A 21,142-nucleotide genomic window follows, 5' to 3' on the forward strand; every position below is an offset into this window, starting at 1 on the left:
GGGGAGACCCCCCTCCCCTGTCCCCACCCCCCCGTGGCGATTCTCCCACGGTCCAGTGTATCGGGTTTTTTCCGGGCCTCTAACGACCCGTCAATCTCGTAAAAGGAGGATAGATTGTGATTTCCCGATAGCAGAGCCGTTTCTACCCTTCTAGAGCCAATCCTAACTAACCCAAAGGGCGGCCCAAACACGCCCGCGCTCTGCCATGGTATCCAGAAAACCGGCGACCTTTCCCCTGTTCCGCGCTCTCAAGCCCCCCTCACCCACGGCTCCCCGCGCCGATCAACCCTTCAAAGAAAGCCCAAACCCCCTCAAACAGCCCGGCACTCTCTCTGGACGTCTCCGCCGGCACCGGGGTCAGAGGCAGGGGCGTCTTTGTTGCATCCGGCGTCTGCTGCACCGGGACGCCGGAGAGATCGAGGCTCGCGGGCTTCGCCGTCGGCGGGATGTAGCCCACGTTCCCGGGGACGACGAACCAGCACCGCCCGTCGGCGTCGACGAAGAGTTTCTTGACGATGTTTGCGCGGATACCGTCTCCGGATGTGATATGCAGGGCAACGCCCGATGAATTCCATCCATATATGCCATTATCGGACGCGATGTAGAGCATCCCCCCGGACGTCGCCGCGATATCGTTGATGGTGACCGGGAACCTGCTCAGGTTCCCGGCGCCGAGAACCCGGGTGACCCCCGCACCCGGGGTATAGTGGAGAACCGTCGTGCGGTTGAAGAGGTACACGCCGCCGAACGGATCGACCCGCACCCCGGAGATCCCGTGAAGCGTGTCGTTGCGATACGTGACCTGCTCGAAGCGGACGTCGCCCGTCCGATCCTTGAGCACCCGGATACCTTCGCTCTCCGACCCGATGACGAGCGCATCGCTCGCGGCATCGACCGCCATGCTCACAACGGTATGGCACCCGAGGCCTTCGGACCCGGCAGGCTTATACCACGTCCAATCACCGTCACGGTATCGGTGGAGGCCCGCCCGCCCGGTGGCGATCCACATCTCGTCCTCCCACCGCGCGATGCAGTTGATGTTGCGGTTCTTGAGGAACTGCAGGTCCTGGATTGCCCGGTACCCCTCTCCGTCCCCGACCTGCAGCCCGTTCGGATACCCTATCCAGAGGTGCCCCTCTGCATCGAGGGCGATCGCGGTCACCATGGTTTCAAGAGGCGCGAGCGTGCCGTAAGCCGTCTCGCCGGGGAGCCTTGCATTGACCGAATACCAGGTGCCGTTTGCCGTGTACACAGAAATGCCGTTATCGGTCGCAAAGATCACGTCACCGTATCGACCGTTAATGGCATCAAGGACGCCGGCGGATGCGATGCCTGAATTGTAATCAGGCACTTCGACGTAAAGAGCTGATGAGAGAGGTACGAAAAGGGATGCCGCGGCCACAAAAAGTATCAGAGCGCGATGCATGTCCCGTCCGCCCTCTTGACGATGAGGCGGCCTTTCCCCTCCGGCCAGTAGTACACGGATCGTCCAACCTTTCCACCGGTCTCTTCATACTCGATCCCGATCCTCTGTTCGTGAAGCTGGTCCTTCACCGCGGCAATGTTTCTATCGCCGATATTCAGAGAACTGGCCGAAAATTCAAACATACTTGCACCGCCGACGACGATCGCGGTGGTTGAGCATTTCACGCTTCCGAGATTTTCCATCTCCTCGAGGAGGACGCTCATGGCGGTATCCGCAAACTTACCGGGACGTTCGGTGTTCCCGCGGCTTTCCGGGAGCATGATGTGGGCGAGCCCCGCAAGAGACCTCCGCTGGTCGTGCAGGATGAGCGCGATGCAGGAACCAAGCCCAATGGTTCCCATCGGATACGCACCGACCCGAAGTTCGCCCAGACCCAGGATTACACCCGCCTCTTCGTCAAAAAAATTGTTCTCCATGGTATCCCGGAGGCTGGTTATGCGAGCGGTTCCATCAGGCGTTCGAGCATCGTGAATAACTGCTGCGTGAGTTCAACGTTCGGGAGCATGAATATGCTCCCGTAGACGGGCGGCGCTTCGCTCGTGAGCTCGGTGTTGAAGATCAGGACATCGTTCACGTCGCTCGCGACCTGCGCGACGATGGATTCGAAGGCGGCATGCGCCATATCTATGGCCAGCGCCGGGGGAGACGGCAACATGACGATACCCAGCAGTTCTGCAGTCGCGTCGAGGAACGCTGAGATCATAATGTTCCCGATCTCGATTGCGGCGCTCTGGTCCATCTCGTTGATCTCACGGTCGGTATCGGTGGTGCCGAGCATCTGGTTCGTCAGCTGGATGATGGTCTCCCGAGGCATGCTGACGACGACATAGCCTCCGTCTGCAATCTCTCCCTGGATCTGGAAGACGACCACAGCGGATATCTCGTTGCTGATATAATTGTGCAACTCGGCGATGTCGATGGCCAGCACCTCCGGCACCGTCATTTCAACCGGGCTCATAAGCATCTGCGACAGGCTCGTTGCCGCGTGCGCTGCACCGATGTTCCCAAACTCAGCCAGCGCGTCCTTGTGAATCGGATCTAACTCCATCAAAACTCCCTCCTAAACCATGGTATTTACGTCGAGTACCGGCACGACATCGCCGTCTCCCGGAATGGTGATCCCGCTGATCCCGCGACAGTTGCCTGCAATCCGGGAGAGCGGTTTCACCACCACTTCCTGCTGACCGTCCACGGTATCGACGGCAATACAACACCTTCTGTCGTTATTCTGCAGCACAACCAGTGTTTCGCTCATCTCCGCCCGGCCGAACATTTCCTCCAGGCGGTGCAGGGGGAGGGTCTGGTCCCGGAGCAGGATCGCTTCGGTGTTGCCGATCCGGTGAATCGCCTCCATTCGTGTCTGCGCCACCTCGACGACGTTGCTGATCGGGATGGCGCACCGCATCCCGTTGATATGCACCATCATGACATCGATGATCGCCATCGTCGGGGGCAGCACCAGCTCGAACTTCGTTCCCCTGCCGGATTCGGTTTCCACCTTGATCGTCCCTTTGAGCGATTCGATCGTCTTTTTGACCACATCGAGTCCAACACCCCTCCCACTGATGTCGGTGACCGTCTCGGCCGTGCTGAACCCGGGCTCGAAGAGCAGGCCGACGAGTTCATCTTTTGTTGCGTTCGCCGCTGCCTCAGGCGTCATGAGGCCTTTGCTGACAGCCTTCTTCCGGAGTATCTCAGGATCGATGCCGGCACCGTCGTCCTCGATCTCGATGATGACGTTGTCCTTATCCCTCCGCGCGGTCAGCCGGAGCGACCCTTTCGGCGGTTTACCGCTCGCCGCACGGACCTCCGGCGTCTCGATGCCGTGGTTCACCGCGTTTCGGATGATATGCAGAAGCGGGTCGGTAAGCCCGTCCATCATACCCCGATCGAGCTCAGTCTCACCGCCCTCGATAAAGAACTCGACTTCCTTCCCGTCATGGTTCGCGACGTCCCGCACGACCCGGGGAAGGCGGTTGAAGATGCGTTCGAGCGGCATCATCCGAATTCCCATCATAAGGTTCTGAAGATCGGAGACCGAACGGCCGATCATGTTCAGAGCCTCGTCGAACTCTTTGATGCCGTGCCTCTTCGCGATCTGCTCGAGACGCCCGCGGTTGATCACCAGATCCTCTACCAGGTTCATCATCCGGTCGAGACGCTGGATATCGACGCGGATATTCTTGATCTCCCGGTTCTTCTCGGCTTTTACCGCCCGCTGCACCTGGGGTTCCGGGATCTGCCCGGGAGGTTGGGCATCCCCGGTCATCACCGGGATGACCCCCGGTACCGACTGCGCGAAGGAGAGATCGAGAAGGGAGATCTCGGTGCCGGAAGCGACGGTTCTGAGGGCATCCTCCCCCGCCTCGCTCTCGATGAGAATCTCAAACGGCTCGTCGAATTTCCCGTCCTCGAGGAGTTCCCGTGAGGGGACCGTCGAGAGGATCGTCCCGATCTCCTCCAGGTTCTGCAGGAGAAGCATGGCCCGGACGTCCTTCATGGTGCTGGACGGGTCGACGGCGACGGTTAACGTGTAGACCGGATGACCATCACCCTCCCCTGCCGGCTCCGGGTCCGCATCGCAAGATGCTTTCTGATCGACCGGTTCCCCTTCTTCGGCAAACGCCCGAAGTTCATGCACCAGGCTTCCGGACTGCTCGTCCGACGGGACTCCTCCCGCCTCGATAGCATCCAGCATCTCCTCGATCGCGTCGGTGCAGGTGAGCAGAAGGTCGGTGAGGGATGCGGTCACCTCGCGCCGGCCGCTCCTGATGAGCGAGAAGACGTCTTCCATCGAATGGCAGAGATGCTCCATCGCATCAAAGCCCATCGACGCAGACATCCCCTTGAGCGTGTGTGCGGACCGGAAGATCTCATCGATGGCGGTCTGCTGATCGTCTCCGTTCTCAAGGGCGAGGAGGTTGTTCACGATGTTCTCGTGGTTCTCCCGCGACTCCTCAACAAACAGCTTCCGGTATGCCTCTTCATCAAACATGATTCACCTCAAACCGACTGACTGCTCTCGCTATCTCGCGTGCAAGTCTCCCGAGAGGAACCACCTTATCGACGCAGTTCCTGGCAAGGGCGGATCGCGCCATCCCGTATACGAGACAATCTTCTTCAGCGCATACCATCGTGGTGCCGCCGGCGGCCTTCACCGCAAGGGTTCCTTCGCCGCCGTCGTTTCCCATCCCCGAGAGGAGCACGGAGACGGTGCGCGGACCGAATACGTGCGCTGCGGAGGTGAAGGTCGTATCAACGGCAGGCCGAACCGCGTGCAGGCGGGGAGCGGTCGAGTGAATGATGCGCCCGTGGACGCTCCCGCTGCCTGAAGCGACCCCCGAGATGACGGAGTGAAACCCGGCCTTTGCGATCAGGACGGCTCCGGCCTGCAGGCTCTCACCATTCCCGGTCTCTTTCACCGGCAGGGGCGAGACCCGGTTCAGGCGCTCAGCGAGCGATGCGGTGAACCCTTCGGGCATATGCTGGGTGACGACGACGGCGGCAGGCAGATCGGGCGGGAGTGCGGAGAGGAGCGTATCAAGCATCGGCGGTCCTCCGGCAGAAGAGCCGATCACCACGATCGCATCCGCTGCCTGCTGCCGGACTGCAGTGGGTTTTACAATCGTCGGGAACGCGACAAGGTTTCTGATCTTCTGGACAAGTTCTCTCTCAATGCCTCTGACGTTCGGGACATCCTTCGGTTTGAGCATGAAGTCATCCGCCCCGAGCCGAAGCGCCCGGTGGGTCATATCCGCCTGCCGGGACGTCAGCGTGCTCAGGACAAGCACCTTCGGTTTCGCGTTCTCGTTCCTGAGCGCTTCGAGCACCTCGAGACCGCCCATCCGCGGCATCTCGATATCCAGCGTGATGACGTCGGGTTTCAGGCCCGATATCTTTTCGAGGGCGTCGATGCCGTTGACCGCTGTCCCGACGACCTCGATATCCGGGCTGTCTTTAAGCAGATCCCGGAGAATTGTTCGGATAAAGAGCGAATCGTCGACGATCAGAACCCGTATCATGGTCACGCACTGAGGACGTTCTTGACTTCTTCGAGGACTTTTGGCGCCTGGAACGGTTTAACGATGTAGCCTTTTGCACCGCTCTTGACGGCGAGTTTGACCATCTGCTCCTGGCCGACCGCCGTGCACATAATGATCTTTGCCGACGGGTCGGCGGCTTTGATGGCCTTGAGCGCTTCGATCCCGTTTACCTTCGGCATGACGATATCCATCGTGACGAGGTCGGGCTTGAGTTCCTGATATCTGGCAAGGGCCTCTACCCCGTCTGCTGCCTCACCAACGATGTCGTGCCCGCCGGAGAAGAGGATGTTCTTCAGCAGCGTTCTCATAAACATTGTATCATCGACGATCAGAATTCTCCCCATCGAACACCACTCACTGTTTATTTAGCGAAAAGGTTATATATGCTTTATTGTTTTTGAGAAATAAGGCTTTTATTCGTTCTGAGATTTTACCGACTCTGAGATGTATCTGACGCCTTTTGCGGTTAATTGCACCTCTTTTCGGACATAGAGCACTTCGGCAAGCCTCATGTCAAGGAGCTTTTCGTAGATGGCGTCGAGATCCCTGTGTGAGAGTTTGAGCATGTTCTCGATGGAGCTCGAGTCCATCCCGCTGTAGACCAGCATGGCCACCTGCCCCGTCAGGGGATCAATCTCCTCGCTGACCTCGGTATCGCACGTTGCCTCTTTGAGAAAGTTGTAGAGGACCTGGAGCGTCGTCATCGGGCAGAGGACGAAACTCGTCACGACGTCGTTCTCGCTTAAGTGATCGATCTTCACCACGTTGAGATCTTTCTCCTGGATCTCGCGGGATGTGAGTTCGATGCCGGCCACGTCCTCAAGAGGGATGCAGACCTGTTTCTCCTGGCTGACGAACCAGATACCGGTCTTCATGACGGCGATCGTTCCCTTCTCCCACCGGGCGTCGTGGATGAGCACACCCCCGCGGACTGCGGGTGACATGAAGAACGCGTTCAACCGGTAGGCGCTCGCCTGCGTGATGATAAACTTCTTTAAGACCGAGAGAACCTTCTCAACCGAAGCGATACGGTAGGTCGCCGTTCCATCCGCTCCGGCGGTGACGATGATCTGGTTCTTCTTCTCCTCGAGATTGACCACGGTTTTGTAGGGGATCTCTTCTTTTAGAGGAGCATCAATACGGAAACGGTCCTCACCGATACCCACTTTCGTTGGGACCCACCTGCCTTCATGTTCGACCTTTGCCGGGACTGATTTCATCTGCGCCTCGTCACCTTCCCCATACTGGTATTTCACGGGACCCCATCATCGTTTTCCCTGCATCGCTGCAAGGATCTCCTCAAGCTCGGCTGCCAGGTCTTTTGCAGGGTATTTTTCTCCTTTCAACTCACGAACCAGGCTGATATCCTCCACGTACTTCTTCTTTTTGGTTTCGGACTTGAGTGCGGTGATCAGGTCGTCATCGACCGTGCCTCCGGATGCAAAGGAGATCATGTCGAAATCTTCTTTCGTCTCCTCCTCTTCCTCCTCAAGAATCTCCTCGTCCGGGACAGGTTCTTCCGTATCAGCCTCTTCTTCTCCTTCTTCGCCCTCGATCTCGATCTCGCCGATCTCCAGTTCGTCGAGTGCAGAGAGTTCCTCGCTCAGTGCGCTCATGTCCGGCATGCCGGTATCCCCGGGCAGTTCAGGGGCATCCGTTGCTGCCGGGGAAGAGGCAGTACCGATGCCGGACGGCAGGTTGAGTTCATCGATATCGTTCTGATTCGCCTTGAGGATCTCGGATATGGCGTCCGTATCTTCTGCGGTGAGCAGGGCGATCTGATCGGGTTCAAAGGCCGTCCCGGGATCGGACATATCCCCCTCAAGGTCGAAGTCCTCGAGCGAGTCGAAGTCAAGGTCCGCAAGCGAGGCAAGGGGATCGGCTGGATCCTCGCCGACATTCGGGGTTACGGGCAGATCGGGGGCCGCGCCGTCGACTGCGCCATCAAGCATCGCATCGATCGTATCGAGCCGGTTCTTCTTCTCACCTTCTGGGGCGCGGGCATGCGCGATCGTCTCCCGGATCGATGCCGTGAGCGTCCCGAGCATACCGGAGAGGCCGGGCCCGGCGGATGACGGCTCCTGGCCTGAAGACTCTTTCTCCACCGTTGCGTCCGGCAGTTTCGTCTCCGATTGTTTCTTCTCCTTTCGCTCCCGGAGCGCCGAGCGTATCCTTGAGGGTCTCAGCTCTTGCAGGTCGAGCGCCCCCGTGACGACGAGCGCGAGAAAGCCCGCGAGCACGGTTCCTGCGATGACGACCTCGGCGGCAGCGTCCAGGACGATGATCAGGGAGCCTGTACCGACGGTGATCAGGAACAGAAGCGGACGACGCAGGTTTTCTCTCACTATCACACCTCCACAAGTACAGGAATAGAAAAGAATATGTCCACGATGATCGGTGCAACGATATAAATGATCCCGGTGCCCAGACAGAGCAGGCTTGCGAAGAAGTAGTACAGGTATCGGTCGCCGCCCATGACAATCTTTCCTGCAAAGATGTTGGCAACGGTCAGCATTAAGAGGATCGTTACCACGTACATTCGCATTACGTCCTCGGGGAAGTTTACGAAGATGTTCAAGGATGTTGCCATCGAACCGCCGATCGAAGACGTTCCTCCCGCGAGGGCTGCCGAAGTCTCCTCGAAGTGGCTCATCACATCCGTTATGGCATGGGACATGGAGAGAAGGATCTCGAAGAGGAAGACGAAGATGGCGACCATTGCCGCGTGCATCGGCACGAGCAGGACGACAAAGCCCTTCACCATCATGTCGCGTTTCCTCCGGAGCAGCACCTGTTCGAGCATTGAAGAGCCGACGATCTTTCCGATCTGGTCGGGAGACCCGCCGAGGGCCACTGCATCCCGGAAGATGTTCATGTACTTATAGATCAGGTAACTGCCGGTCTCCCCGATGAACTTCTTCCAGCTTCCGGCTTCATCGAGCCCGAGGTTCAGCTTCGACGAGACCGAGTTGACGAACGGTTCCAGGTGGAGGAGCGACTTTTTGTCCACCTCCTGGAGTGCGTCGGTGGTGGTGATGCCCTTTCCGCCCATGACCGACCCGAGGTTCCGGATGAACGTGGAAAAGTCGTTGTCCCGGTTGATGACATTGGCATCGTCGATGTAGCCGATAACCCCGAGCGGCATCAGGAGCAGGCCGGCGAGCATGAAGATGGTGCCGGCGTTGGCGCCGATGAGGATGAGGACCAGCGAGATTGCGATGGTGATCGGCACGATCAGGCGCTCCAATCTCCTGATGATGCCCTGCTCCCTGGAGCAGATCTCGGCAAGGCCGTGTGTGCGAGGATCGTCGGGGACGGCCCGGTACATGATCACGAGACCGAAAACCGATATGGAGATGATGATGAGGTAGGAGGAGTTCAGGGCCGCTTCGATCCCATCGGGAGCATAGATGGCCACCGATATCATGATGATGATAGCGACGAGCGTTCCGGAGAGGAGCATCGCGATGTAGGCGTCACCCCATTTCTTCAGGAGTTCGATCCCCTGCTCGAACGTGTTCCGGTAGATGCTGCGGATGCTCGCAAGTTCCGTCGCGATGAAGTCGTCGTCCGGGACACCTGAGTCGATGGAGTTCGCATAGCGGTTGAGCAAGCTCTGGAGGGTCTTGTTCCTGCACCGCTCGGCGACGGCCCGCAGCCCTCCGGCATAGTTCTGGCCCCACCCGGCGACCAGGCGCTGCACCTTCGCGATGTAGCGCGATGGGATGTATTCATGCCGCTCTGAGGTGTACTCGAAGATCTCGGGCCGGGTCACGGCCGACGTGGTGATCGCGGCCATGTAGGTGTACATGAGGAGCAGATCCTGCTCCATCTTCTTGTTCTCAAGGATAGATGACCGGAGATCGCTGAGGTATGCGGCCTGCTCCTCGAACGGTATTTTTCCCTGGTTTGCTGCGCGCAACCGTTCGGCCACATCCTCAAACACATCACACCTCGATGGTGAGCAGCCCCTGCTTCTTGATCTTCGTCGTCATGTGGAAGAGGTCCCAGAACTGGGTGTACCCGGCCTTATGGAGCCGTTCAAGAATTCTGGCACGTTTATCCACCTCGTCGTAGATGTCTGCCCGCCGGTTCTCGGGGATGCCGAGTACTGTCGCGATCTTGTTCTCGAGGAGGTAACTGCTCCCTTTCCCGGTGAAGGTGAAGGTATCGGTTGCCGGGTCCCAGACGAACGTCGCCATGAAGGAGAATCCCTGGGTCTCGGGGTCGTAGCCCACGAGCTCGTTGATGCTGAGCATCCGCCGGACGGTCCCGCCCTGGGGGAGTTTCACGGCGCTCTGGATGATGACCAGGTTTAAGTTGTCGACGTAGGTCTTGGGGATGTTGATCGGGTCGCCGCAGAGACGCTGGATCAACTTCTCGACCGAAGCGGCGTGGAAGGTGCTCATCACCGGGTGGCCGGTCTGCATTGCGGAGAACGCAACGGATCCTTCCACCCCACGGATCTCGCCGACCAGGATCTGGTTCGGGCGCTGACGAAGGGCGGATTTCAGAAGGTCAAACATCGTAACCTCCGATCCCTCGCCCTCGCCCTTGCCTTTGGCCTTCGCGACCTCACGGGTCCAGTTCCTGTGGGGGACCGTCAGTTCCGGGGTGTCCTCGATGGTGACAATCTTGTTCTCGGGCGGGATGAAGGTCGTCAGGGCGTTTAAGGTCGTTGTCTTGCCGCTTGCGGTCTCCCCGGAGACAAACATCGACATCCCGTACTCGAGGCAGATCCAGAGATAGGCAGCCATCATGTAGTTGCATGCCCCGCTCTCGATGACCTGCAGGATGCTCAGGGGGATTTCGTTCACTTTACGGATGGTGAAGTTGCTTCCGTGCTTGCTGATCTCGGTTCCGTAGACGATGTTGATACGTGAGCCGTCGGGGAGGGTTGAGTCCACGATGGGGTTTCTGTAGGTCAGCGGCCGTTTGATCCGCTCGGCGAGTTTGATGACAAAGGCGTCGAGCTCTTTTGAGTCCTGAAACCCGACGACCGATTTCAGTCCCTTGAAGATCTTGTGCTCGATAAAGATCGGTCCGACGCCGTCGCAGGTGATATCTTCGATGTACCGGTCGGAGAGGAATGGTTTGAGCGTCCCCATCTCGATCTTGTCGCGAATTATCATGTACTCGAGCGCCTTGTACTCCTGCTGCGTGAGGATGATCCGCCCGTCGGCGAGTTCGGGGCGTCCTGATGTCTGCGGTTTTGCCGGTGCGCCGATATCCGAGGAGAGGAAGGTTATTATCCGGCTTTTCAGGTCTTTTGCCGTCCCGCCGGCGAGCAGGGACTCGTCGATCACCTCGCCCGGCTGCTGGACATACACCAGCTGCTGGATGAAATTCTTCAGTACCTCGATGCGTGCCTGCTGGGTCACCGGCTCCTCCTCGAGGACATCGATCATGTCGATCAGCTTCTCCTCGATCACCGGGAGGATCTCTTTGACGGAATGGAGGAACGACGGCTCGATCGGGATGTACCAGTTCCGGACGTCGTCCGGGTCGGGGAAGATATGAATGAACGTTGTCTCGTTCACCGGGTAGATGATGTTTGGGTTCTCCATCGATTTTAAGTCCCGTTTCAGCTCCGAGAGGAAGAGCGGGATGCCGACGGTGTTGACCGGGAGGATGTGGAGGTACTCGAGGAGGTGCGGGCTCGCTTTGACGTAGTCACGGGCGTTTGCCGGCAGCATCCGATACAGTGCGCAGGACTCTACGTTGTTGTAGCAGTCGTTCCCTTCGTCGATGAACTCGGGCTCGAAGGGGAGGATGACCGTTGCTTCCAGCGCAGATCCCATTCTTTACACCTTTGCGACTGTGACCGGGATGATCTTGATGCCGTACCCCGGGTGAACCTCGAAACTGATGATATTCCCGGTTGTCTTTCGTGCCCCGCGGACCTTGACGACCTCGAGCATCATCACATACTTGCCGCCGACAAGCGCCTTCTTCATGAAGAGGTGAGCGTCGCAGATCGAGCGGATACGGACAAGGGAATCTTCAACGAAGGCGTAGGTGTGGAGGGTTACGAGGATGGTCTTGCCGTGGTCGACGAGGTTCTTGCAGTTGGTGAAGAACGTGAGGACCGTGTCCTGCTTGGCATACTCGGTGAAGAGGGTGAGCGAGTCGATGACGATCACCTGCGCCTTGCTCTGCTCCATGTAGGCGATCATCCGTTCAAGCGTCCCCTGCATCTTCTCTTTTGTCCACTCGAACCCGACGACGTGCATGGGAAAGACCCGGAGGTAGCCCCAGGCGAAGTAGTCGGAGATATCAAGGCTCATCGACTCCATCTGGGTGAGGAAACTCTTGCTCGTGTTCTCGGTCGAGAAGAGGTCGACGTTGAACCCCTGCTTTAAGGCCCCCCAGACGATCTGCTGGGTGAGCACGCTCTTGCCGGTGTCGTTCTCGCCTTCGATGAGGGTGAGCGACCCGAGGGGGAGGCCGTCGGCGATCTTCTTGTCGAGCTCGGAGTTCCCGGTCGAGAGGATTGTCCTGTCAGGCAGATCGAGGATGTTGCTGTCTGTGTGGTCGCTCGTGGCCATGTTATTCACCGGGTTTACCTATGTATGCGGAACCTGAGACCCCATTTGGGGTGACGACCTGAACCCACGTCGGGCCGGCACCCTCCGGGCACGTGATGGAGAGGTTGAGGGTCTCGTCGGGGTCGAGCTGGCCCGGGTGGACTCCGTCCGGATCGATCTTCACCGTGCTCCAGTTCCCGTAGGGGACGTAGACCGGGACTCCCTCGTTCTGGAGGTAGACGTCGATGGACGGGATCTCGACGACCGGTTCGCTCCCGGTGTTCTTCACTTCGACATAGAGGGTCGAGCCGTCGATCGTCGTGTTCTGGATCGCGATCGCCGTCCGCATCCGGGCCTCCTGGTACGCGGCGAGGTTGCTCTGCGCTTCGACCATCACCTCCGTGGTGGTGAGGGCTCCGCCGATCAGGATGTAGGCGGTGACGACCAGGAGGAGGATGCCGACTCCGGATGCGACAAGGGATCCTGCACTCATGGCTAATCACTCGCGGTGAAGGTGGTCGACCGATAGAGGCCTGAGGGGAGGACGAACTGGAAATAGACGATATCTTCCTTCTCGGGGATCTTTTCCGTCTTTGCCTCGATGTAGAGTGTCTCTCCCGGGTCCCAGTAATTGTTCGTGTCCTCGAGGATCTCGTACCTCCAGGTTTCATAGTCGAGCTCTGTTGCCCGTGTCAGCCGGACGAAGTCGCCCTGGCCCCCGAGGAAGACGTCGGCCTTCTGCACGTCGGCGCTGGAGATCCTGCCGGCGCCGACGTTCTTCAACCAGATTCTGGCGGTACTGCTCTCGTTGCCGGCATACGTCGTGACGATCTTCACGTCCGTGCTCAGCCGTTCGTCTACGGTGTGGGAGGACGACGCGATCGTGCCTGATAGGGTGTAGATGACGGGAAAGACTGCATTAATGAGGACGCCGGCCGATATGATGGCGGCGATAAGGAACATCGCGGTGGTGAAGGTTTCACTCGACATCCATCATATCCTGTCCAGCAACTCAATCCAGGTATCACCGGCATCTCGTTCCTGTGAGGATGTTTTCCTGCTTTCCTGTTCCCCCGAACCGCGCCGGGAGAGCATCAGCACCTCGATCAGGTCCCGGTCAAGCGTTGCATCCTCGGGGTCGAGGATCCGGTTTAAGACGTAGAGTTCCGAGACGAACTCGTTTGGGCCGATATCAGCGACGTCGCACCGGGTCTCGGGGGCCATCCGCATGATCTCCCGGATCTGGTCGGCGACGTCGTCGGTGATGTAGCCCATCGACCGGTAGGCGTCGATCATGATCGTCATGTGCTCGTGCCCGTACTTGCCGCACCCCTGGTGCACCCACGCAAAGAGCCGGTGGACTTTCTGCAGTTTGAGTTTTCCCGCGCCCTTCGTCTCCGGGGTTGCGGGCTTTGCCTCCGGGAGAGCGGCCATGCTACCTCCGGGGAGGTCGAGGTCAGCGGGGAAGAACCCGGTGCCGAGCCCCTCCGGGGCCGGGTGCACCTCCGGCACGCCGAGGCCGGCGGGGAGAGCGTCGAGTGCGGGCATCTCGCTCTCCTCATCGTCCGCAGCGAGAGCCGGCGGCTCGAACCGGTTCCCGGAATAAGACATGGCGGCGCTGGTGAATGGGTTGTCCAGTTCGTTCATCCGCTCCCGGAGGTCGATGAGCAGCCGCTTGATCGAGGTCTTGACGAAGTCCAGTTCCTTCTCGAGAGCGTCGAGACGGGTCTCTGGGTCATCGGAAGACACCCCGGCAAGTATTTTATCGATCTGAGCCTGGTCTACCCCCACCATAATGTTGATTTATATCATCATTATTATTTATAAACCTTTGCCATATAGATACGTGATTTCCTGTTGGTTTGGGGTGTTCTGGAGGTTGTGTGGGGGTGGTTCGGGGTGGGACTTCTGGTGGCGGTGCGAAGTTGCGGCCTGGCGTGACACCGCATGAACTATCCAGAGGAGAGGTTTGTTAACATTCGAAGGCCGTGTGGCAGAGTTTCCCGGGCGATCGGTATGTCCACGACGAGGCCCCAACATGATCGGGCGGAAGAAGCCCGGTGCCGGCCGGAGCGGGGAGCGGTCTCGCGTTTTCTTGATGGGATTGATGTCCGAGGGGGCCGGTCAGCGAACACGCAAGCCCTGCCTCGCCCGCGTCTCCGCTGTGGGCCCGGCCGGGGTATTCGACTGTGCAGCGTTCTGTAGCGTATAATCTGTTATGCAGGCAGCGATCCCGAGGGTAAGCGGGGCAACGTTCCTCAAGGACCTGGAGGGGAACGAGCTCGTCCAGGTATTGCAGCGAGGAGCGGGCCGAAGAGCGAGCATGTGTGTCTTCCCGCGCCTGCTCGCCATCACCGAGGGAGACCGGTTGCGAATACCCTGATAGCTGCAAACGGTTTTGTGTCTATCAAAACCCCGATCCGATATGCACAAGGTTCGTTGTGTATACCAGAGTATACACAAACCATACCAGGGGTTATGGGTCATCCGTGACCCACAACGGAATTTGTGGGACACCTATGACCCACAAAAAATGTTGTGCGACATGAAATGCACTTTGGCATCGCACAAAAACAGTAGTGCGACACCGGCGACGCACAACGATCGGACCCGGCCGCCGGGCCTGCGGCGTGGGGGTGGCGGCATGAGCGCGGCGGAGGTCGATGGGTTTGCGATCGGCCGGGCATTGGTGCGGGCGTGGAAGCGGTACCCGGCGTATAAGGACTCCGGGGTGGAGTTCCCTTATTACGGCATCGAGTTTGTGGGGACCTCTGCGATGTACTATACCTCGCCGCAACGGCCGCAGATGAGTGCCGGTCACTCACCGGCGTGAATACTCCTTGTGGCCCCTCTCGATCGTCATAATCTTCTCGATCTTGACGGTATTCTCCTCGTGTTCAATGATGTAGAAGACGGTGAAGGATCTGCTGATATGGAGACGGTAGACTGCAGGGGGGTGGGGATACTCAAGTTTTTCCTTATTTCCTCCCGGGAACGGGTCCCTGGCGAGATCCTGGATCTTTTCGACGACAATGCGCCGGGTTTTGGGGGGGAGCCCCTTTAAGAACGCCCGTGCCTTCCTCTCGATCAGAATCGTGAACACGCTCTCCTGCTCCTCAACCCCTCAATCGTCCCGCAGGATCTCGTCCGGGTCGAAGGCTACGAACTCGCCGGCCTCCTCGATCTCGACAACCATCTTCCAGTCGCGATAGTCACGCTCGCGCCGGATCATCCGGGTAAGCAGCTCGTCGTAGCTCTCTCCGGCTTCTTTCAGGTCGTGCAGATCCTTCCAGGTGGGTTCTTTCACGGGAATGCGCTTGATCTGGCTGCCGGTATCGCTTGTGGCAGAAGACATGCATCTGTGTGGTTCATCATGGTATTTATTGGTGTGCACATTTGCCGCAATGAATAAATGTGCCATAATGATCACCCTGATGGGGCAGCACCTGTTCTGACCCCGCCGCAACGTCGCGCCTATATCGACAGGGGAGTATGACACCACCTATGGCCCGGATACCTCACCCGGGATAATGGACATTTATCGGACATCTTCTGTTTTGGGGTGTGTCCGATATCTGGGTATTCATCTCACCCCCTTCCTCGCGTTTTCTTCCTGGACCCGGGTGAACGTCCTGGGGTACCCCGGCGAGCGGCCGGACACCGTTTGCAACGTTTGCACCCGTGTTGCAAAGGGGTGTGCAAATAGGGGTGCAAACACTTTTGCGCTCGAATTCCACGCTACGTTGAGGTTTTTACGATTCATCGTTAAATTAGTATTTTCGATTTTTTCGTTTGCAACAAGTCCGGGAACACACGGCACCTTCCGTTCCTGCACACGATGCCGGCGTTCTTCCCGTGGAACCGGATCGGGTGGACTGTGTGATCCGGATTTTGTTGCAAACGACTTCTGATCGTTGTGATGGATATCTGCTGAAATCTCTTCGTTCGCCAATTCCGCTTCATGCCGTTGAGAATCCGCACCCTCGATCTCTTTGCACCTATGTTTGCACCCCCCTTTGCAACCGGATTGTAGATGGTGCAAACGATCATCCGAAAGGGACGGGGAGTCCCCTTCCTCCTTCCTCCTCCGGCCGGATCGCGAGTTCCGCCGCCCACTCCCGGCAGCGCCCGGCGTCGAACTGAAAACCCTGCAGGATCTGCCCGGCCTGGCGGTAGGATAGTCCCGCCGCCTGCCGCAGCATCCGGGCGGTGAACGTTTCCCGGCCCATCCGGGCGATGCCTGCCGATCCGGAAGCATCTCCTGAGACAGATGTGCCGTCCTCCTGAGGGTGAACAATTACGTGACCACGTAGGCCCGGCAGCCTAGACGTGTGGGTGTATCGGGATACACCGGGGGCCGGCTCCTCCCCGACGCAAGTCGTGAGGCCCCCTGGCCCATGCTCCTGAATGTTGTCTCATATAATGCTTTCGAGTGATGAAGCTGGATAATATACGAAGATATAAGAATTGATGGGCCGACAATTTATCAATCGATAGATTAACTCCTCCTATGGTTTATCCGGGCGATTATTATGAGTTCACGACGACGAGGGCCGACGTCGAGGCCCCAACACGATCGGGCGGAAGAAGCCCGGTGCCAGCCGGAGCAGGGGGCGCTATCCTGCTTTTTGAACAGGAACCTTATCCCGGTGCTCATCTTCCTCTTCGCGCTCTTCTTCATCATAACGTTCTCGAACCCGGCGCTCTTCCTGAACGATGAGTGGATCACCGTCAACCAGCTGCACCAGCTTGGGGAAGGGCACCAGATCATCGTGAACGAGGGGAAGTACGGCACGTTCCTGAACGGGACGCCGGGGCCGTACATGCAGTCTCACCATAACCTCCTCGGCTATACCATGATGCTCCCTGTCCTCTCGCTCCCGGCGCTCTGGTTCTTCGGCCTCTTCGGCGACCAGTTCAGGCTGGCCATCGTCCTCCTCTGGTCGGTGCTGCCGGTTGTGATGGCGGTGCTGGTCGACGCTTACCGGCCGCAGTATGCCCGCTGGCGGGGAGTTCGGTGGACGTGGCTCGTGATTGGTGGTGCGTTCGTCGGGTTCCTTGTAAACCTGTTCCTGTACTACCCCTGGCCGTTCACCGCTCCGGATGCACCCGTGGAGGCCGCAGCGGTGGTCTTCACGAACCATCTCCTCTTTGCTGCATTCGCGGTGATGGTCTACCTCACCTGCAGAACCATCTTTGAGGATACCTGGCTCTCGCTCTTCGGGACGATCGCCTGCATCTCCTGTTCGTCCTACATCTTCTGGGCTGCAAACGCGAAGGACCACATGCTTGTGGCGGCGATGATGGCGGCAGTCCTCCTGTTCCTGGTGCGCTACATCCGGTACGGGGGTCTCCGGGAGGCTGCTATCGGATTTGGATTCATCGGGCTGCTCGCCTGGGCGCGGCCGGAGGTCGGGCTGGCGGTCTTCGTCTTTGCCGCGCTCTACTTCGTCGGGCTCCTGGTCTCCCGCGGCCTCCAGCGGGGGCCGGTACAGGAGACGGCAAAAGCGCTCTGCATCCCTCTTGCCACGCTTGCCGGGGCCGTGCCGCTCTTCATCAACAACATCTGCGTGACAGGAAACCCCCTTGTGCCCTCGTTCTACGTCTACCAGAGCAGGGTCTGGCGTGCCGGAACCGATGGGGCGTTCATCGGTTCGGCCGAGGCGGTTGGTGATGTCGTCCAGGCGGTCCAGGCGCCGTCAGGCGGGATTGGAAGTTTCCTCTCGATAGCCACCAGGCACTTCTCGTCGTCATGGTCGACCCTGCCCGGCGATATCTTCGGCATCCTCTTTGCCCCCGAATCCGGGAACATGAGCCTTGTGGCGGTCTCGCCGCTGATCATCATCGCGCTGGTTTTGCTGCCCATCCTGCTATGGAGGAGACCCGAACGGTTCAGTGCGTCGGACCGGCAGGTCATCCTGCTCCTTGCTGTTGTTGGCATCGCGGTCTGGGTGGCATACCTCCGGTCGATGCACGGGCTCAATACGAGCAACGGTATTGTTCCTGATATCCGGTATCTGACACCGTTCTATCTGCCGGTGGGGCTGCTCGGGGTCTACGCCGTATCGCGTCTGGGCAGTGCCGACCCGAAACGGCGGACGCTCTGGCAGATCGCTGCCATCGCGGTCTCCGCTCCGGTGCTGCTCGTCGCGATGATGCTCTTTCAGCCCTACGGCGGCCAGTACGCCGGCTACACGCTGTTCTTTACCCGGGTCACGTTCGTGCTGCTGGCTCTCGTCCTTGTCCTCATCGCGGCGGGAAAGCGGTTCGGTATACCGCAGAGGTGGGTCACGGCGGCCGTGCTCCTCCTCATCGCCGTCCCGTTCGCGTGGCAGTTGATGATGGTGTTCCTGTACTCGGTGGCGAAGTTCAACGGCTACCCGCTCTGGATCCCGGTTGTTGAGACGCTCTTCCAGTACTGCATCGGGGTTTCGGAACTACCCCCTCCCTGAATCTTTTTGCAGCGATCCCCGGGGTTCCAAAGTTGTAATATCGCTTGCATCCCCGTTGTGCTTACATGGCCCGAATTTGGTACGAGAAGAGAGGTAGAACTCATCCTGCCGGCAGGGATATCTTTTCCACAATGATGTTCAGGAATCTATCAAACTTCCGTTGCAGGAGGTTTGATAGAAAGCGGTCGACAGGGCAGTGGCCGCACCGTCAAACCAGGTACTACGAGCGGAGTAACGCGATCACGCCCTATACTCTCGCCCGGGCGGTTGGGGTGTGTGAAGGCTGCGGGGGCTTTCTTTCCTTTGTAAACTGCCGTTCTCACTCTTCAAAAGAGGGGAGTTCTCCCCTCTTCAGTCGAGCGACGTGACGTCGTCGGCCCAGGTTTCGACGGCGGCCTTGATGGCGTCGTCCTGGTAGGACGAGATCCGGACGGTCTTTCTGGTGAAGGTGACGTAGTAGTCGTCGCCGGAGGGGTCGTGGCACTTGAGCTGGGCGTAGTAGGTCTCGCGATTGGTGTCGCGGACGGCAGCGGTTGCGCCCATCGCGCTCTTGATCGCCGTGTTGGCGAGGACCTCTGCGGCGTTCGCGTTGAACGCGGCGATCGTCGGGGACAGCAGGGAGACGGTCCCGAGGCGCTTGCCGTTGCCGTCGACGAAGTTCACCTTCGCGGTGTAGTGCTCGCGGTTGAGCACGACCGGGTCGACGGTCTGCCCGTCGGAGCCGGTGTAGCCGACGCACCCGAAGGGGTTGTCGTTGATGACGGCCTGGACGAGGGTGTTAAACGACTCTACATCGACGATCGGGACGGCGAGGTCCCGGAGCGCCGTTTTGTTGACGGTAGTCTGCACGAAGTCTGCCATGGTTGGCTCTCCTTGCCTGCCAGGCTTCCCGGGAATGTGACAGACACTTATAGGGTGGACGCGGGAGGGTATCAACCTGACTTTATCAGGGAGGTCGGATTTGGCTCCGATTCTGAAATATAAGCATTACGGTAAGTCTTTTTCACTCTGACGCCCTACTGTCCTCCAGGAGGGTTACCAGGATGACCGAAGAGAAGACCACCCGGGAGCTCGGTCTTACGAGACGAACCGGGACGTGAAGTGGATTTGTAAAATGCTGCACCGGATGGAGACGCAGGACGAGGAGTTTGAGGGCCGAATCCGGGCGCTGGAGGGGTGGCGCGCGGAGAAGGCCGGCGAAGAGCGGCGGCTCTCGACGGTCAGCGCCGGGGCCGGCGGGGTTGTCGGCGGGGTCGTGGCGGTGCTGGTGAAGGTGCTCGGCGGATAATCAGTCACACTAGATTTTCGCGCACAGTGGCCTTTATTGGACAAACCAACGGCGATATTGGCGTAAAAGGTCTCCCGGCTCAACTCCGTTTTCACTTTCACCATGCGCACGGCCCCCGCTTAAATAACCGTCTCCCGACGATCTTTGTATGCGAACGCGACTCCTCATGTCCGACCAGACACTCTTCCGGAGCATCGATGTCTTCGAGATCGACTACGTTCCAGAGTTCTTCAACTACCGCGAGAGCCAGCTCAAAGACCTTGCCTACCAGGTCCGCCCCGCACTCGAAGGCGGGCGGGCGCTGAACGCCATCTGCAGGGGTCTGCCCGGAACCGGGAAGACAAGCAGTGTGCTTCGGATCTTTACCGAGATTGAACACACTACCAGGAAGATCGTGCCGGTCTACGTGAACTGCCAGAACGACCGGACGAAGTACATGGTCTTTTCCCGGATCTACGCAGCGGTCTTCGGGCACACCCCGGCAAGAACTGGGATCTCGATTAAGTCGGTGCTGGACGCGATCGGCGGTGCCCTGCAACGGCAGGAGAAGAGCCTGATCGTCTGCCTGGACGACGCGAACCTGCTCCACTACAACAACACGCTGGGGGACGTCGTCAACTCCCTGCTCCGGCTGCACCAGGATTACCCGGGCGCCAGAGCTGCGGTCTTTGCGACGGTGAGTGACATGAACCTCGATATCGCTACCGAACTAAGCAAATGGGTCCTCTCACCGTTCCGCCCGTCGGACATCTATTTCCCACCCTATGACGCCGGCGAGATCCGGGGTATCCTCCTGGACCGGATCCGGATCGGCCTCTATCCGGGTGTGTTTTCAGCATCGATGCTGGACTGCATCATCGAGCAGACGATGGAGTCGGGCGATGTGCGGGTGGGGCTTGACCTGGTGAAGCGGGCGGTGCTGAACGCGGAGTGTGCCGCCCGCACCGAGGTCGTCGAGGAGGATATCACGAAAGCCTACGCGCAGGCGAAGCACGTTCACCTCGCCTGCACGATCCGGGCGCTCTCTGCAGACGAGCGGCTGCTGCTCCGGCGGATCGCGGAGTTGTCGCAGGAAGAGACCGGGCCGCTGGTCTCCGGCGCGATCTACGGCCGGGTCGAGGAGACGCCGAAGGTCGGCTACACGGTCTTCTCCCGGCAACTGCGAAAGCTTGACTCGCTGCGGCTGGTCGACCTGATCCGGGTGCAGGCCGGCGGGAGGACGAGCGAGGTTGCGTTGCGCTATGAGCCGGAGAAGGTGGTGCAGATCTGCGGGAAGCGGGGTGTCGGCAGGGAGTGAGGGGGGCGGGATCTTCTTGCGATATAGAAGACCCGTTCTGGTGGAGGGT

General features: G+C 59.1%; 23 protein-coding genes. 5 read left to right on the forward strand and 18 right to left on the reverse strand.

The window, feature by feature from the left end:
- Nucleotides 1-259: 259 nt before the first annotated feature.
- The 14 genes from HL657_RS09865 to HL657_RS09930 all read right to left on the reverse strand — a co-directional run bounded on the left by HL657_RS09865 (nucleotide 260) and on the right by HL657_RS09930 (nucleotide 13,850).
- A complete protein-coding gene (locus HL657_RS09865; RefSeq protein ID WP_317296650.1) occupies nucleotides 260-1,351 on the reverse strand; it encodes a ligand-binding sensor domain-containing protein in 1,092 nt (363 codons plus the stop codon).
- Nucleotides 1,352-1,410: 59 nt separating this feature from the next.
- Nucleotides 1,411-1,902: a chemotaxis protein CheD gene (locus HL657_RS09870; RefSeq protein ID WP_317296651.1), complete on the reverse strand. Its 492-nt coding sequence runs from the start codon at nucleotides 1,900-1,902 to the stop codon at nucleotides 1,411-1,413.
- Between the two features lie 17 nt (nucleotides 1,903-1,919).
- On the reverse strand, nucleotides 1,920-2,534 hold the full coding sequence (locus tag HL657_RS09875; protein WP_317296652.1) for a chemotaxis protein CheC: 615 nt from the start codon (nucleotides 2,532-2,534) through the stop codon (nucleotides 1,920-1,922).
- A gap of 12 nt (nucleotides 2,535-2,546) precedes the next feature.
- On the reverse strand, nucleotides 2,547-4,481 hold the full coding sequence (locus HL657_RS09880) for a chemotaxis protein CheA (protein WP_317296653.1): 1,935 nt from the start codon (nucleotides 4,479-4,481) through the stop codon (nucleotides 2,547-2,549).
- Nucleotides 4,474-5,508, reverse strand: a complete 1,035-nt coding sequence (gene cheB / locus HL657_RS09885) for a chemotaxis-specific protein-glutamate methyltransferase CheB (protein WP_317296654.1) — start codon at nucleotides 5,506-5,508, stop codon at nucleotides 4,474-4,476. The genes HL657_RS09880 and cheB overlap by 8 nt, the downstream gene beginning before the upstream one ends.
- A 2-nt stretch (nucleotides 5,509-5,510) precedes the next feature.
- Nucleotides 5,511-5,873 (reverse strand): response regulator, encoded by a 363-nt coding sequence (locus HL657_RS09890; protein ID WP_317296655.1) that lies wholly within the window; start codon nucleotides 5,871-5,873, stop codon nucleotides 5,511-5,513.
- 69 nt (nucleotides 5,874-5,942) lie between these two features.
- Nucleotides 5,943-6,749: a CheF family chemotaxis protein gene (locus HL657_RS09895; RefSeq protein WP_317296779.1), complete on the reverse strand. Its 807-nt coding sequence runs from the start codon at nucleotides 6,747-6,749 to the stop codon at nucleotides 5,943-5,945.
- A gap of 45 nt (nucleotides 6,750-6,794) precedes the next feature.
- Entirely contained in the window at nucleotides 6,795-7,874 is a 1,080-nt protein-coding gene (locus HL657_RS09900; RefSeq protein WP_317296656.1) for a hypothetical protein, read from the reverse strand.
- 2 nt (nucleotides 7,875-7,876) lie between these two features.
- Nucleotides 7,877-9,475, reverse strand: a complete 1,599-nt coding sequence (gene flaJ / locus HL657_RS09905; RefSeq protein ID WP_317296657.1) for an archaellar assembly protein FlaJ — start codon at nucleotides 9,473-9,475, stop codon at nucleotides 7,877-7,879.
- 1 nt (nucleotide 9,476) lies between these two features.
- Nucleotides 9,477-11,330, reverse strand: a complete 1,854-nt coding sequence (locus HL657_RS09910; protein ID WP_317296658.1) for a type II/IV secretion system ATPase subunit — start codon at nucleotides 11,328-11,330, stop codon at nucleotides 9,477-9,479.
- A 3-nt stretch (nucleotides 11,331-11,333) separates the two neighbouring features.
- Nucleotides 11,334-12,077, reverse strand: a complete 744-nt coding sequence (locus HL657_RS09915; RefSeq protein ID WP_317296659.1) for an ATPase domain-containing protein — start codon at nucleotides 12,075-12,077, stop codon at nucleotides 11,334-11,336.
- Between the two features lies 1 nt (nucleotide 12,078).
- Nucleotides 12,079-12,549: a flagellar protein FlaF gene (locus tag HL657_RS09920; protein WP_317296660.1), complete on the reverse strand. Its 471-nt coding sequence runs from the start codon at nucleotides 12,547-12,549 to the stop codon at nucleotides 12,079-12,081.
- 2 nt (nucleotides 12,550-12,551) lie between these two features.
- The gene (locus HL657_RS09925; protein WP_317296661.1) at nucleotides 12,552-13,046 is read right to left on the reverse strand and encodes a flagellin; all 495 of its coding nucleotides are present in this window, start codon (nucleotides 13,044-13,046) and stop codon (nucleotides 12,552-12,554) included.
- A gap of 3 nt (nucleotides 13,047-13,049) precedes the next feature.
- Nucleotides 13,050-13,850, reverse strand: a complete 801-nt coding sequence (locus tag HL657_RS09930; protein WP_317296662.1) for a hypothetical protein — start codon at nucleotides 13,848-13,850, stop codon at nucleotides 13,050-13,052.
- 424 nt (nucleotides 13,851-14,274) lie between these two features.
- Here HL657_RS09930 and HL657_RS09935 point away from each other — a divergent pair, with 424 nt between their 5' ends.
- Nucleotides 14,275-14,439 carry a hypothetical protein gene (locus HL657_RS09935; protein WP_317296663.1) on the forward strand — a complete coding sequence of 55 codons (165 nt, stop codon included), beginning with the start codon at nucleotides 14,275-14,277 and terminating at the stop codon, nucleotides 14,437-14,439.
- Nucleotides 14,440-14,700: 261 nt separating this feature from the next.
- On the forward strand, nucleotides 14,701-14,889 hold the full coding sequence (locus tag HL657_RS09940) for a hypothetical protein (RefSeq protein WP_317296664.1): 189 nt from the start codon (nucleotides 14,701-14,703) through the stop codon (nucleotides 14,887-14,889).
- Here the strand turns inward: HL657_RS09940 and HL657_RS09945 are convergent.
- The 3 genes from HL657_RS09945 to HL657_RS09955 all read right to left on the reverse strand — a co-directional run bounded on the left by HL657_RS09945 (nucleotide 14,878) and on the right by HL657_RS09955 (nucleotide 16,285).
- Nucleotides 14,878-15,159, reverse strand: a complete 282-nt coding sequence (locus HL657_RS09945) for a type II toxin-antitoxin system RelE family toxin (RefSeq protein WP_317296665.1) — start codon at nucleotides 15,157-15,159, stop codon at nucleotides 14,878-14,880. The two genes, HL657_RS09940 and HL657_RS09945, sit on opposite strands and share 12 nt — an antisense overlap.
- A 21-nt stretch (nucleotides 15,160-15,180) precedes the next feature.
- Entirely contained in the window at nucleotides 15,181-15,411 is a 231-nt protein-coding gene (locus tag HL657_RS09950) for a hypothetical protein (RefSeq protein WP_317296666.1), read from the reverse strand.
- A gap of 691 nt (nucleotides 15,412-16,102) precedes the next feature.
- The gene (locus HL657_RS09955) at nucleotides 16,103-16,285 is read right to left on the reverse strand and encodes a hypothetical protein (RefSeq protein ID WP_317296667.1); all 183 of its coding nucleotides are present in this window, start codon (nucleotides 16,283-16,285) and stop codon (nucleotides 16,103-16,105) included.
- Nucleotides 16,286-16,588: 303 nt separating this feature from the next.
- On the opposite strand from HL657_RS09955, the gene HL657_RS09960 reads away from it, so the two are divergent.
- Nucleotides 16,589-18,508 (forward strand): hypothetical protein, encoded by a 1,920-nt coding sequence (locus HL657_RS09960; RefSeq protein WP_317296668.1) that lies wholly within the window; start codon nucleotides 16,589-16,591, stop codon nucleotides 18,506-18,508.
- A 351-nt stretch (nucleotides 18,509-18,859) separates the two neighbouring features.
- Here HL657_RS09960 and HL657_RS09965 read toward each other — a convergent pair whose 3' ends face one another.
- Entirely contained in the window at nucleotides 18,860-19,369 is a 510-nt protein-coding gene (locus tag HL657_RS09965) for a hypothetical protein (protein WP_317296669.1), read from the reverse strand.
- Between the two features lie 253 nt (nucleotides 19,370-19,622).
- Here HL657_RS09965 and HL657_RS09970 point away from each other — a divergent pair, with 253 nt between their 5' ends.
- Together HL657_RS09970 and HL657_RS09975 are read left to right on the forward strand one after the other, a co-directional pair.
- Nucleotides 19,623-19,796 carry a hypothetical protein gene (locus tag HL657_RS09970; protein ID WP_317296670.1) on the forward strand — a complete coding sequence of 58 codons (174 nt, stop codon included), beginning with the start codon at nucleotides 19,623-19,625 and terminating at the stop codon, nucleotides 19,794-19,796.
- A gap of 148 nt (nucleotides 19,797-19,944) precedes the next feature.
- Nucleotides 19,945-21,093: an ORC1-type DNA replication protein gene (locus HL657_RS09975; RefSeq protein WP_317296671.1), complete on the forward strand. Its 1,149-nt coding sequence runs from the start codon at nucleotides 19,945-19,947 to the stop codon at nucleotides 21,091-21,093.
- The last annotated feature ends 49 nt before the right edge of the window (nucleotides 21,094-21,142 follow it).

This window comes from Methanoculleus nereidis, from assembly GCF_032944295.1.
In the GTDB taxonomy this organism is placed as follows: domain Archaea; phylum Halobacteriota; class Methanomicrobia; order Methanomicrobiales; family Methanoculleaceae; genus Methanoculleus; species Methanoculleus nereidis.